Annotated in this window: 14 protein-coding genes; 13 read left to right on the top strand and 1 reads right to left on the bottom strand. The window is 74.5% G+C overall.

Going from position 1 to position 12,460, the window contains the following annotated elements:
* The 4 genes from ACFWM7_RS27325 to ACFWM7_RS27310 all read left to right on the top strand — a co-directional run.
* Window positions 1-644, top strand: a 644-nt coding sequence (locus ACFWM7_RS27325; RefSeq protein WP_383265216.1) for a LuxR C-terminal-related transcriptional regulator, incomplete at its 5' end; no start/stop codon positions are given.
* 179 nt (window positions 645-823) lie between these two features.
* Window positions 824-2,227 (top strand): PucR family transcriptional regulator, encoded by a 1,404-nt coding sequence (locus ACFWM7_RS27320; protein ID WP_383265213.1) that lies wholly within the window; start codon window positions 824-826, stop codon window positions 2,225-2,227.
* Between the two features lie 103 nt (window positions 2,228-2,330).
* Window positions 2,331-2,918 (top strand): ArsR/SmtB family transcription factor, encoded by a 588-nt coding sequence (locus ACFWM7_RS27315; protein WP_383265210.1) that lies wholly within the window; start codon window positions 2,331-2,333, stop codon window positions 2,916-2,918.
* Window positions 2,919-2,956: 38 nt separating this feature from the next.
* Window positions 2,957-4,258: an MFS transporter gene (locus ACFWM7_RS27310; RefSeq protein ID WP_383265207.1), complete on the top strand. Its 1,302-nt coding sequence runs from the start codon at window positions 2,957-2,959 to the stop codon at window positions 4,256-4,258.
* 76 nt (window positions 4,259-4,334) lie between these two features.
* Here ACFWM7_RS27310 and ACFWM7_RS27305 read toward each other — a convergent pair whose 3' ends face one another.
* On the bottom strand, window positions 4,335-4,967 hold the full coding sequence (locus ACFWM7_RS27305) for a TIGR03085 family metal-binding protein (RefSeq protein ID WP_383265204.1): 633 nt from the start codon (window positions 4,965-4,967) through the stop codon (window positions 4,335-4,337).
* Window positions 4,968-5,051: 84 nt separating this feature from the next.
* On the opposite strand from ACFWM7_RS27305, the gene hisI reads away from it, so the two are divergent.
* From hisI to trpA, 9 genes are all read left to right on the top strand, one after another.
* Window positions 5,052-5,435: a phosphoribosyl-AMP cyclohydrolase gene (gene hisI, locus ACFWM7_RS27300; RefSeq protein ID WP_317822002.1), complete on the top strand. Its 384-nt coding sequence runs from the start codon at window positions 5,052-5,054 to the stop codon at window positions 5,433-5,435.
* A gap of 9 nt (window positions 5,436-5,444) precedes the next feature.
* Window positions 5,445-6,938 (top strand): anthranilate synthase component I, encoded by a 1,494-nt coding sequence (locus ACFWM7_RS27295; RefSeq protein WP_383265202.1) that lies wholly within the window; start codon window positions 5,445-5,447, stop codon window positions 6,936-6,938.
* 48 nt (window positions 6,939-6,986) lie between these two features.
* Entirely contained in the window at window positions 6,987-7,661 is a 675-nt protein-coding gene (locus tag ACFWM7_RS27290; RefSeq protein WP_383265199.1) for a TIGR02234 family membrane protein, read from the top strand.
* 112 nt (window positions 7,662-7,773) lie between these two features.
* Window positions 7,774-8,025: an HGxxPAAW family protein gene (locus ACFWM7_RS27285; RefSeq protein WP_383265196.1), complete on the top strand. Its 252-nt coding sequence runs from the start codon at window positions 7,774-7,776 to the stop codon at window positions 8,023-8,025.
* Between the two features lie 602 nt (window positions 8,026-8,627).
* On the top strand, window positions 8,628-9,062 hold the full coding sequence (locus ACFWM7_RS27280) for a DUF2752 domain-containing protein (RefSeq protein WP_383265219.1): 435 nt from the start codon (window positions 8,628-8,630) through the stop codon (window positions 9,060-9,062).
* Between the two features lie 115 nt (window positions 9,063-9,177).
* Window positions 9,178-9,987, top strand: a complete 810-nt coding sequence (gene trpC, locus ACFWM7_RS27275) for an indole-3-glycerol phosphate synthase TrpC (protein WP_030805722.1) — start codon at window positions 9,178-9,180, stop codon at window positions 9,985-9,987.
* Window positions 9,988-10,004: 17 nt separating this feature from the next.
* Window positions 10,005-10,217, top strand: a complete 213-nt coding sequence (gene trpM / locus ACFWM7_RS27270; RefSeq protein WP_383265193.1) for a tryptophan biosynthesis modulator TrpM — start codon at window positions 10,005-10,007, stop codon at window positions 10,215-10,217.
* Window positions 10,218-10,360: 143 nt separating this feature from the next.
* The gene (gene trpB, locus ACFWM7_RS27265) at window positions 10,361-11,647 is read left to right on the top strand and encodes a tryptophan synthase subunit beta (RefSeq protein WP_355060135.1); all 1,287 of its coding nucleotides are present in this window, start codon (window positions 10,361-10,363) and stop codon (window positions 11,645-11,647) included.
* Window positions 11,644-12,456, top strand: coding sequence for a tryptophan synthase subunit alpha (gene trpA / locus ACFWM7_RS27260; protein ID WP_383265190.1), 813 nt, complete (start codon window positions 11,644-11,646; stop codon window positions 12,454-12,456). Before trpB ends, trpA begins: the two co-directional genes overlap by 4 nt.
* Window positions 12,457-12,460 lie beyond the last annotated feature (4 nt).

Here is a 12,460-nt window from a genome sequence, read left to right as displayed (position 1 = left end):
GCCCGGGCCGGGGCCACTTCGCCGCCCGGATGCTCGCCGTCCCCTACTGGGTCGAGGCCGCCGTGCTGGGCGGCCGGCTGCCCGATGAGTCCCGCGAACTCCACGCCGCCGTAGCCGAGTTCGCCTCCTGGGCCGACCGGACCGCCGACCCCGGCGCCCCCGCCCAACTGGCCCGCTGCCGTGCCCTCCTGGCCCCCGCCGACCAGGCCGACGCCCGCTACGCCGAGGCCCTGGCCCACCACGAACGGGCGGGCGGCGACTTCGAACGGGCCCGGACCCGGCTGCTGTACGGGCAGTGGCTGCGCCGCCGGCGGCGTACCCGCGAGGCCCGCGGCCCGTTGCGCGACGCCTTGGTCGCCTTCCAGCGCTGCTCGGCCCGCGCCTGGGCGGACCGGGCCGCCGGGGAGCTGCGGGCGGCGGGGGAGCCGGCCGGGGTCAGGCCCGACGCGGCGGGCGACCCGCTGGCGGCGCTCACCCCCCAGCAGCAGCGCATCGCCCGCTGCGTCGCCGAGGGGGCCACCAACCGCGAGGTGGCGCTGCGGCTCTCCCTCAGCCCACGCACGGTCGACCACCACCTCCGTAACGTCTTCGCCGCCCTGGGCATCCGCTCCCGCACCGAACTGGCCCGGCTGCTGAGCCCCTGACCCCTAGGGCCGGAGGTTGCGAGACCGTGATGACGAGTTCCGCGCAGACCTCTAGGTACCGACCGGGCGGTATGCCATTCTGCGGGCGTCAGGATCGTGTCGCCGCGCTCGCGCCCCGCCGGGCCGGGGGCGCCGGGCCCGCCGCTCGCGCGGCGGGTCGAATCCCGGTGGAGGCCGCCATGCCACAGGTCGTACGTTCGCGGATCGGGGCGCTGCACGGCCCGTCGCCGGTACCGCCGTTGCCGGACCGCTTCCGGTCCCTGGCCGACCGCGAGGCCGTCGACGTGCTGCACCGGGCCGCCCGGGTCCTCGTCGCCTCGCTGCCGGCTCTCACCGACCGGCTCGTCGAGGCCCTGTACGCCCAGGAGCCCGGCTACCGGGCGGCGATCGAGTCCGACCGGGCCGAGGTCTGGCGTGAGGTCCACCACTCGCTGCGGCACAACGTCGGCTCCCTGATCCAGCCCCGCGAGTTCCGGGAGTCCGCCCACCGCACCTCCCGCTGGATCGGCGAGATCCGCGCCGAGCAGGGCGTGCCGCTCGACGCCGTCCTGCACGCCTTCCGGATGGGCGGCGCGATGGTCTGGCAGGACCTCGTGGACGAGACCGCCCGGCGCGACCCCGACGACGTACGGCTGCTCGTCCATGTCGCCGCCGATGTGTGGAACTTCGTCGACGAGCACTGCGGGGTCGTCGCGGACGCCTACCGGCAGGCCGAGCGGCGGCTGTCCTGGCGGCGCGAGAACCGGCAGCGGCTCATGGTCGCCGCCCTGCTGGACGGCACCGCCCGGATCGCGGACCTCGCCGAGGCGGCCGCGATGCTGGGGCTGCCGGAACAGGGCCGGTACGCCGTGCTCGCGGTGGCCACGGCCCACCGGAGCGGAGCAGGCCCGGCCGTCGCGACTGGGGCAGGACCCGCCGTCGTGAGTGGGGCAGGGCTCGCCGTCGCAAGTGGTGCAGGGGCCGCCGCCGCGAGTGGCGCAGGACCCGCCCAGCACGGGCCGGGGTCCACCGTCCGCCCGCCGGTGGTGCTGCCCGCCGCCGACCCGGACGCGCCGGTCCTCTGGCACCCGGGCCCGGAGGCCGAGTTCGCGATCCTGCCGCTGGCGGGCCCGCCCGGCGAACTGGGCGAGATCGCCGCCAAGCTGGACGTACCGGCCGGAACCCGGGCCGGGATCGGCTCCGCCGTCGAGGGCCTGGCCGCCCTCGGCGACGCCCGGCGGTTGGCGGAGACCGCACTGCGCGCCTGCCCCGCGTCCGGCGGCACCGTCCTGCTCGACGAGCACCTCCCGGACGCCCTGGTCGTGTCCTCCCCGGCACTCGCCGGTGCGCTCGCCGACCGGGTGCTGGGCCCGCTGGACCGGCTGGACCCGGCCGACCGCGACGTCATCGTGGAGACCCTCACCGCGTGGCTGGACGCGGACGGCTCGGCGCAGCGGGCGGGCGCCCGGCTCTACTGCCACCGCAACACCGTCCTCAACCGCCTCCGCCGCTTCGAACAGCTCACCGGCCGCTGCCTCACCCGCCCCCGGGATGCGGTCGAGGTCTCGCTCGCCCTGGCGGCGCGGCGGCTGCTCGGCACCTGAGACACCCGACCGCCGACAACCCGGCCCGCCACCCCGAAATCTCCGCAACAAATATTGCGCAATTCTTGTTGCGCAACTTTTCCTGTGCATCTACGGTCGTGTCATGCCCAGTGAAGAACGCCGCCGCATCTCCGACCTCGACACCCTCAAGGCAATCGGCCACCCCCTGCGCCTGAAGCTCTACCGCGCCCTGCACATCAAGCGCACCGCCACCGCGTCCCAGCTCGCCGACCAGGTCGACGAGGCGGTCTCCCTCGTCAGCTACCACCTGCGCAAGCTCGCCGACCACGGACTGATCGAACCGGCCGAGGGACAGGGCACCGACGGCCGGGAACGCTGGTGGCAGCCGTCCTCCCGAGGGCTGACCTACAACGACGCGGACTTCGACGACGCGCCGGACAGGGCGGCCGTCTACGCCGCCGCCAGCCGCATGTCCTTCGACCAGCACGTCGAGCTCTACCGGGCCCACCAGAGCGCACGGCACACCTGGGACGCGGAGTGGCGCAGCGCCTCCTGGAGCTCGGAGAACCTCCTGAGGCTCAACGCGGCGGAACTGGCCGCCCTCAGCCAGGAGATGGGCGCGCTGATCGACCGTTACGAGGAAGCGGGCCGCGCCCGCGAGGAGGCCGGCGACACGGAGGGCCGGGAGAGCGTCGCCCTGCACACGTACGGGTTCCCCTTCCGCCCCTGAGCCCTGCGCCGCTGCCCACCCCCGGAAGGACCCGGCCCATGACCGTCACCGCTGCCGTGGAAGCCCCCGAACGCCCCGCGCACCGCGACCCGAACGTCCTGCGCTGGCTCGGCGCGTACACCGCGTCGATGATCGGCGACAGCATCTACTTCATGGCCCTTGCCTGGGCCGCCGCCCGCACCGGCAGCGCCTCGGGCACCGGCCTGGTCCTCGCCGTCGGCTCCATACCCCGCGCGCTCCTGATGCTCGGCGGGGGAGTGCTCGCCGACCGGTTCGGGCCCCGCCGCGTCGTCATCGGCAGCGACGCCGCCCGCGCGCTCCTCGTCCTCGGCCTCGCCGCCACGCTGGCGCTCACCGCGCCCACTGTGGGCGTCCTGGTGGGCGTGGCCCTGCTCTTCGGCACGGTCGACGCCCTGTTCCTGCCCGCCGTCGGAGCACTGCCGCCCCGGATCAGCGCCCCGGGCCAGCTCGCCCGGATCCAGGGCCTGCGCGCACTGGCCGCGCGCGGCTCCTCGATCATCGGCGCGCCGATGGGCGGGGTCGCCGTGGCGACCGGCGGCCCCTCGCTCGCGCTCGCCGCCGCCGGAGTGCTCTTCGCCCTGTCCCTGCCGCTGCTCCTGCGCCTGCGGATCAGGCCGCTGCCCGAGCCGGAGACCACCGGTGAGGCATCGGCCGCCGGGAGGACGCCCAACGGAACCGTCCCGGCGCCCCCGGCTGCCGACAAGGCACCCAGCGCCTGGCACGACCTCGTCGGCGGGCTCCGGTACATCCGTCGCCACGCCCTGCTCGGCCCGCTCATGCTCGTCATCGCCCTCAGCGAGCTCGGCTTCGTCGGGCCGCTCAACCTGGGCCTGATCCTGCTCTCCGAGCAGCGCGGCTGGGGCGCGGCCGGCATGGGCTGGATCGTCGCCGGATTCTCCGGCGGGGCGGCCGGGGCCGCCCTCCTCCTCGCCGTCCGGGGCCGGGTGCCGCGCGCCGGGCTGGTGATGTGCCTGACGGCTTTCGTCGGCGCCACGGGCATCGCCGCCCTGGCGCAGGTCCCCTCGGTGGCCCTCGCCGCCGCGATCGCCGCGTTCGTCGGTCTCACGGCGGGCCTGGCCGGCGCGCTGTGCGGAGCCCTCGTCCAGACCTCCGCCGACCCCGCGTACCTGGGCCGGGTCACCTCCGTATCGACGTTCTTCACCTACGCGCTCATCCCGCTGAGCTACCCCGTCACCGGGGCCGCCATCGCTCTCTGGGGCACCGGGCCGGTGTACGCGGTCAGCGCGGCGGTGTGCGGGACGGGCGGCGTGCTGGGCCTCGCCCTCACCGCGCTCCGCCGCGCCGAACTGCCCCGGTGACCCGGGCGCGGGTCACGCGGGTCAGCCGGGCTCGCGCCCGGGTCACCGGCCCCTACGTCGCCCGGGTCACCGGGCCCTACATCCCCAGCTCCGCCGTCCTCAGCCGCTCCACCGCCGCCTGGTCGCCCTCCACCTGCACGTCCGCCGCGTCCTGCCGGCCGAACGCGTACAGCAGCAGCTCGGCGGGCTCCCCGGTCACCGTCACCACCGGGGCCCCCTTGTGGGCCACCGCCGTCTGGCCGTCCGGGCGGCGCAGCACCAGCCCCACCGGGGACCTGCGCCCCAGCATCCGGGAGGTCTTCTCGGTGTGCGACCAGAGCACATCGGCGAAGACCGGGTCCAGCTCGCGCCGCGACCAGTCCGGCTGGGCCCGGCGTACGTCCTCCGCGTGGACGAAGAACTCCACCGTGTTGGCCGCCTCGTCGATCTGCTTGAGGGACATCGGCGAGAACCGTGGCGGACCGGTGCGGATCAGCTGGATCAGTTCCTCGTACGGCTTCGCCGCGAACTCCGCCTGCACCCGCTCCAGCCGGTTCTTCAGGGCGGAGATCAGCAGCCCGCCCGCCGCGTCCGCACGGCGCTCGCGGACCACCACATGGGCGGCCAGGTCGCGGGTCTTCCAGCCGTCGCACAGGGTCAGGGCCTCGGGGCCGGCCGCTTCCAACAGATCGGCGAGCAGAAGACGTTCACGCTTCGCATGGGTCGACATGCCCGCCAGCGTACGACCGTCACCCGGGGTCCGCCCAGTGGACGTCCGCCCGGAAGGCCGCCGCCACCACGGCACAATGGGGCCATGACCAGCAGCACGCCCGGCCCCACGCCGCCCGCCAGCAGCCTCGACCCCGCCATCGCCGCCCGCCTCAAGCGCGGCGCCGACGGTCTGGTCCCGGCCATCGCCCAGCAGTACGACACCGGCGAGGTGCTGATGCTCGGCTGGATGGACGACGAGGCGCTGCACCGCACGCTCACCACGGGCCGTGCCACCTACTGGTCGCGCAGCCGTCAGGAGTACTGGGTCAAGGGCGACACCTCCGGCCACATCCAGCGGGTGAAGGCCGTCGCGCTGGACTGCGACGCCGACACCGTGCTGGTCAAGGTGGACCAGACCGGCGCCGCCTGCCACACCGGCGACCGCACCTGCTTCGACGCCGACGTCCTCACCCTCCTCGACAGCTAAGGTCCGGCCATGGATCTCGACACCTTCCGCAAGCTGGCCGTCGACCGGCGCGTCGTCCCCGTCAGCCGCCGCCTCCTCGCGGACGGCGACACCCCGGTCGGCCTCTACCGCAAGCTCGCCGCCGAGCGCCCCGGCACCTTCCTGCTGGAGTCCGCCGAGAACGGCCGGACCTGGTCGCGCTACTCCTTCATCGGCGTCCGCAGCGACGCCACCCTCACCGCCCGCGACGGCGCCGCCCACTGGCTCGGCACCCCGCCCGTCGGCGTCCCGGTCGACGGCGACCCGCTGGAGGCCCTGCGCGCCACCGTCGAGACCCTGCACACCCCGCGCGACCTGGTCGACGACGCGGGCCTCCCGCCGTTCACCGGCGGCATGGTCGGCTATCTCGGCTACGACGTGGTGCGCCGCCTGGAGAAGATCGGCGAGCACGGCGGCGACGACCTGAAGCTGCCCGAACTGACCATGCTCCTCACCTCGGACCTCGCCGTCCTCGACCACCAGAACGGCACCGTCCTGCTGATCGCCAACGCGATCAACCACAACGACCTCGCCACCGGCGTCGACGAGGCCCACGCGGACGCCGTCGCCCGCCTCGACGCGATGGAGCAGGACCTGCGCCGCCCGGTCGAGAACGCTCCCGCCGTCCTGCCCCCGTCCGAGCTGCCGCCGTACACCGCCCTGTGGGGCGGCGAGGCGTACCAGGAGGCCGTGGACGACATCAAGGAGCGCATCCGGGCGGGCGAGGCCTTCCAGGTCGTGCCCTCCCAGCGCTTCGAGACCCCCTGTACGGCGAGCGCCCTGGACGTCTACCGGGTGCTGCGGGCCACCAACCCGTCCCCGTACATGTACCTCTTCCGCTTCGACGGGTTCGACGTCGTCGGCTCCAGCCCCGAGGCCCTCGTCAAGGTCGAGGACGGCCGGGCCATGGTCCACCCCATCGCCGGCACCCGGCACCGGGGCGCCACCCCGCAGGAGGACCAGGCGCTCGCCGAGGAACTGCTCGCCGACCCCAAGGAGCGCGCCGAGCACCTGATGCTCGTCGACCTCGGCCGCAACGACCTGGGGCGGGTCTGCGAACCGGGCAGCGTCGAGGTCGTCGACTTCATGTCCATCGAGCGCTACTCCCACGTGATGCACATCGTCTCTACCGTCACCGGCCGCGTCACCGAGGACCGCACCGCCTTCGACGTGCTCACCGCCTGCTTCCCCGCGGGCACCCTCTCCGGCGCCCCCAAGCCCCGCGCCATGCAGATCATCGAGGAGCTGGAGCCGAGCCGCCGCGGACTGTACGGAGGCTGCGTCGGCTACCTCGACTTCGCCGGGGACTCCGACACCGCCATCGCCATCCGGACCGCCCTGCTCCGCGACGGCACCGCGTACGTGCAGGCCGGAGCGGGTGTCGTCGCCGACTCCGATCCGGTCGCCGAGGACACCGAGTGCCGCAACAAGGCGGCCGCCGTGCTCCGCGCCGTCCACACGGCCAACCGGCTCCACGACCGCTGAACCGCTGACGGCCGACCGGCTCCGCGGGCGTCGGGGCGGTAGGGGATAGTGGAGGGCGTGAGTGCTGTTCCCGTACCCCAGCCCCGTGCCCGCACCGCCGACTCCGCGTCCGGCGCCGCGCCCGACTCCGCGGGGAGTCGCCGCTCCCTCGCGGCCGGCCTGCTCCTGGGCGCGGCGGGCGCGACCGTCGTCCTCCTCGCCTCCGGACAGACCTGGGCCGAGGGCCAGGCGGCCACCGGCGGCGGCGCGCTGCCGCTGACCGCCGACGGCCGGGACGTCACGGGCGTCCCGGCCGCCCTCGCCATCGTCGGCCTCGCAGCCCTCGTCGCGGTCTTCGCCGTACGCGGCGCGGGCCGCCGGATCGTCGCCGCGCTCCTGGCCCTCAGCGGCCTCGGAGCCGCCCTCAGCGCCTGGGCCGGGGCCTCCGACAGCACGGCCCTCGACGAGGAGGCCGCCAGGACCACCGGCGACGCGGCGGCCACCATCCACGCCCTCAGCCACACCGCCTGGCCCTACGTCACCGCCGTCGGCGGCCTGCTGATCCTGCTGGCCGGACTCCTCGCCCTGCGCTACGGCAGCCGCTGGCCGGCCATGTCCGGAAAGTACGAGCGCGACGGCACCCCCCGCCCCGGCAAGGCGCCCCGCACCGCCCCCGACCCGGACCGGCCCGAGGACCTGTGGAAGGCCCTGGACCGCGGCGAGGACCCGACGCGCGAGGCGTGACCCCCACGCTCACCTCTCGCCGCCCCGTGCGGGACAATGGACCCGAGCCGTCCCCGGGCGGCGGCCACACGTACAGCGTCACCCACGGCGCAACACCAACGAGGAGCAACTCATGGCGGGCACGAGCCACGGACACACCCCGGCCGCCTGGACCGGTGTCATCATTGCTTTCATCGGCTTCTGCGTCGCAGGCGTCTTCATGGTCGCGGCCAACCCGCTCGGCTTCTGGGTCGGCATCGCCGTCATCTTCGCCGGCGGTCTCGTGGGCCTCGCCATGAAGGTGGCCGGCCTCGGTATGCCGAAGGAGTCGGCCGAGCTGATCGCGGCCCGGGAGCGCGCCGGACAGGCGCAGATCTCCCACTGACCCGGGCGCCGGCCCGTCCCGGCGACCGACACGCAGACAGGCGCAGCCCCACCGGGCTGCGCCTTTTCGCGTCGACGGGGGACAATCGGCGGGTGGACGACTCGCCTACCCCCGCCGCAGCCCAGCCCCCGGACCCCGACCCCCAGGGCGTCGGCCCCTGGAACATGCCCCTGACGGTCTGCCCGACCCCGGACCTGGCACCCCCTGCCTCTGCCCGCTCCACTCCAGCCCGCCCTGCGTCCGAGGCGGGCACCCCCGCCTTGTCAGCCCGTCCGGCGTTTGAGGACGGAACCCCCGTCACCCCGGCCCGCCCGGCGTCCGAGGCCGGTACCCCCGCCTTGTCAGCCCGTCCGGCGTTTGAGGACGGAACCCTTGCCGGGGTGGGCCCGGAGCTCACAGGCCCCTCGGGCGAAGGATCCTCGCCGGTGCCCGGCCCCCAAGGCGACGGTTCCGTCCTCAAACGCCGGACAGGCTGGGTGGGCCGCCCGACCGGCCAGGCAGGCCGCCCGGTGGACCCGGTGGACCCGGTGGACCCGGTGGACCCGGTGGGCCCGGTAGGCCGGACGGGCTGGGTGGGCGGCCGACCGGACCGGAAGGATCAGGTGGGCCGGCCGGGCCGGAATGACCAGGTGGGTCCGGTGGGCCGGGTGCGGCGGCTCGGCACGCCCCTCGGGATCCTCGCCGCCGTCACAGCCGCCTTCGCGTACGTCGGCACCGTCGACCCCAACGAGCCCGGCCACTACCCCGTCTGCCCCCTGCTCAAGCTGACCGGAGTGCTCTGCCCCGGCTGCGGCGGCCTCCGCAGCGCCCACGCCTTCATCACCGGCGACCTCGGCGCGGCGCTCGAAGCCAACGCGATCGCCACCGCCGGCTACTTCCTCTTCGCCGCCGTCTGGGTCCTCCGGCTGGTCCGGGCCTGGCGCGGAGAGCCCCTGCGAATCGCCCTGGCACCCGCCTGGTGGTGGGGCGTGGGCGCCGTCCTGCTGGTCTTCACCGTCGTCCGGAATCTGCCGTTCGGCTCGGCGCTGGCCCCCTGAGTGCCCAGGTAGTGGGACGCGGCGCGGCCGGATGCGAGCCAGGGGGCATCCTGCGGATACCATCGGTATGGCTGATCCTGTTCCCTCATCACCGTTCCGGAAGGGGGCCGCTCGCGTGAGTGTGCTCGACGAGATCATCGACGGCGTTCGCGCCGACCTCGCGGAGCGGCAGGCGCGCGTCAGCCTCGACGAGCTGAAGGAGCGCGCAGCCCGCGCCCCTCAGGCCAAGGACGGAGTCGCCGCCCTGCGCGGCGAGGGCGTGACCGTCATCTGCGAGGTCAAGCGCTCGTCCCCCTCCAAGGGGGCCCTTGCCGCCATCGCCGACCCGGCCGCGCTCGCCGCGGACTACGAGGCCGGCGGCGCGTCCGTCATCTCGGTCCTCACCGAGGAGCGCCGCTTCGGCGGCTCGCTCGCCGACCTGGAGGCCGTCCGCGCCAAGGTCGACACCCCGATCCTCCGCAAGGACTTCATCGTCACCTCGTACCAGCTGTGGGAGGCACGGGCGTACGGCGCCGACCTCGCCCTGCTGATCGTCGCCGCCCTCGACCAGGAGGCCCTGGTCTCCCTGATCGAGCGCGCCGAGTCGATCGGGCTCACCCCGATCGTCGAGGCGCACGACGAGGAGGAGGCGGAGCGCGCCGTGGACGCCGGAGCCAAGATCATCGGTGTCAACGCGCGCAACCTGAAGGACCTCAAGGTCGACCGCTCCACCTTCGAGCGCGTCGCCCCCGAGATCCCCGACCACATCGTCAAGGTCGCCGAGTCCGGCGTCCGGGGCCCGCACGACCTGATCGCGTACGCCAACGCCGGCGCCGACGCCGTCCTGGTCGGCGAGTCCCTGGTCACCGGCCGCGATCCGCGCGCCGCCGTCGCCGACCTGGTCGCCGCGGGCGCCCACCCGGCGCTCCGCCACGGCCGCGGCTGACCGGGGACGAAGCGACCATGACCGGACGTCCCGTGCCCCGCACCCGACCGGGCCTCGCCCCGGCCGGGGCTCCGGCCCGGGATCCGCACGCCCCGCTGGCGCGCGGCTGCCGCCCCCGCGGCTGCCGGGCTCCGGCCCGGCGCGTGCACGGACGGCGCGTGCGGTACGTCATCGGTGACGAGCCCGGCCAGGTCAACGGCATGCGATGGCGCCCGGGGTCCGCGCCGTAGGCGAGCCCCGGCCGACGTACCGCAGCACCCCCGCGCTCTCGTACGTACGTCCGCACTGCCGTGACCGCATGCCGGTCCCGGTGGCGCTCCGCACTACGCGCATACGGTGAACCCACCCGTTGCCATGCCAAGGAGCACGTCGCATGACGTCCGAGTTCTTCATTCCGGACCCCGAGGGTCTGATCCCCAGCGCCGAGGGCTATTTCGGCGCGTACGGCGGCAAGTTCATCCCGGAGGCGCTCGTCGCCGCCGTGGACGAGGTCGCCGTCGAGTACGACAAGGCCAAGGCCGACCCGGCGTTCGCCGCCGAGCTCAACGAGCTGATGGTGAACTACACCGGCCGCCCCAGCGCGCTGACCGAGGTCCCGCGCTTCGCCGAGCACGCGGGCGGGGCGAGGATCTTCCTCAAGCGCGAGGACCTGAACCACACCGGCTCGCACAAGATCAACAACGTGCTGGGCCAGGCACTCCTCACCAAGCGCATGGGCAAGACCCGGGTCATCGCCGAGACCGGGGCCGGCCAGCACGGCGTCGCCACCGCGACCGCCTGCGCCCTCTTCGGCCTCGACTGCACCATCTACATGGGCGAGATCGACACCGAGCGCCAGGCCCTGAACGTGGCCCGGATGCGGATGCTCGGCGCCGAGGTCGTCGCCGTGAAGTCCGGCTCGCGGACCCTGAAGGACGCCATCAACGAGGCGTTCCGCGACTGGGTCGCCAACGTGGACCGCACGCACTACCTCTTCGGCACGGTCGCGGGCCCGCACCCCTTCCCCGCGATGGTCCGCGACTTCCACCGGGTCATCGGCGTCGAGGCCCGCCGCCAGCTCCTGGAGCGCGCCGGCCGCCTCCCGGACGCGGCGGTCGCCTGCGTCGGCGGCGGCTCCAACGCCATCGGCCTCTTCCACGCCTTCATCCCGGACGCCGGGGTCCGCCTGGTCGGCTGCGAGCCCGCCGGACACGGCGTGGAGACCGGCGAGCACGCGGCGACCCTGACGGCCGGGGAGCCCGGCATCCTGCACGGCTCCCGCTCCTACGTCCTCCAGGACGACGAGGGCCAGATCACCGAGCCGTACTCCATCTCCGCCGGTCTTGACTACCCGGGCATCGGCCCGGAGCACTCCTACCTCAAGGACGTCGGGCGTGGCGAGTACCGCGCGGTCACCGACGACGCGGCCATGCAGGCGCTGCGCCTGCTGTCCCGCACCGAGGGCATCATCCCGGCCATCGAGAGCGCCCACGCGCTCGCCGGGGCCCTTGACCTCGGCAAGGAGCTGGGCAAGGACGGGCTGATCCTCGTCAACCTGTCCGGCCGCGGTGACAAGGACATGGACACCGCCGCCCGCTACTTCGGGCTCTACGACACCGACGCCGTCGTCGAGGCGGACGCCGACAGCGACCGCGCCGAGATCGAGGGGGACGCCAAGTGAGCGGCAACATCGAGCTGTTGAACACCACCCTGGCCGCCGCGAAGGCCGCGGACCGGGCGGCGCTCATCGCCTACCTCCCGGCGGGCTTCCCGACCGTCGACGGCGGCATCGAAGCCGTCAAGGCCGTCGTCGCGGGCGGCGCGGACGTCGTCGAGGTCGGCCTCCCGCACAGCGACCCGGTCCTCGACGGGCCGGTCATCCAGACCGCCGACGACATCGCCCTGCGCGGCGGCGTCCGGATCGCCGACGTGATGCGCACGGTCCGCGAGGCGTACGAGGCCACCGGCGTCCCGATCCTCGTCATGACGTACTGGAACCCCATCGACCGCTACGGCGTCGAGCGCTTCACCGCCGAGCTGGCCGAGGCGGGCGGCGCCGGGTGCATCCTGCCCGACCTGCCGGTCCAGGAGTCCGCGCTGTGGCGCGAGCACGCCGACAAGCACGGTCTCGCCACCGTGTTCGTCGTCGCCCCCAGCAGCCAGGACGCCCGCCTCGCCACCATCACGGCGGCCGGGAGCGGCTTCGTCTACGCCGCGTCCCTGATGGGCGTCACCGGCACCCGCGCCTCCGTCGGCGCCCAGGCCCAGGACCTGGTGGGGCGCACCCGCGCCACCACCGACCTGCCGGTCTGCGTCGGCCTCGGCGTCTCCAACGCGGCGCAGGCCGCCGAGGTCGCCGGGTTCGCGGACGGCGTCATCGTCGGCTCGGCCTTCGTCAAGGCCATGCTGGACGCCCCCGACGAGACCGCCGGCCTCGCCGCCGTCCGCTCCCTGGCGGGCGAACTGACCGAAGGTGTTCGAAAGCGCTGAGCAC

This window comes from Streptomyces sp. NPDC058375 (assembly GCF_042723425.1).
Taxonomy (GTDB): domain Bacteria; phylum Actinomycetota; class Actinomycetes; order Streptomycetales; family Streptomycetaceae; genus Streptomyces; species Streptomyces durocortorensis.
This window is presented reverse-complemented; position numbering and strand designations above follow the sequence as displayed.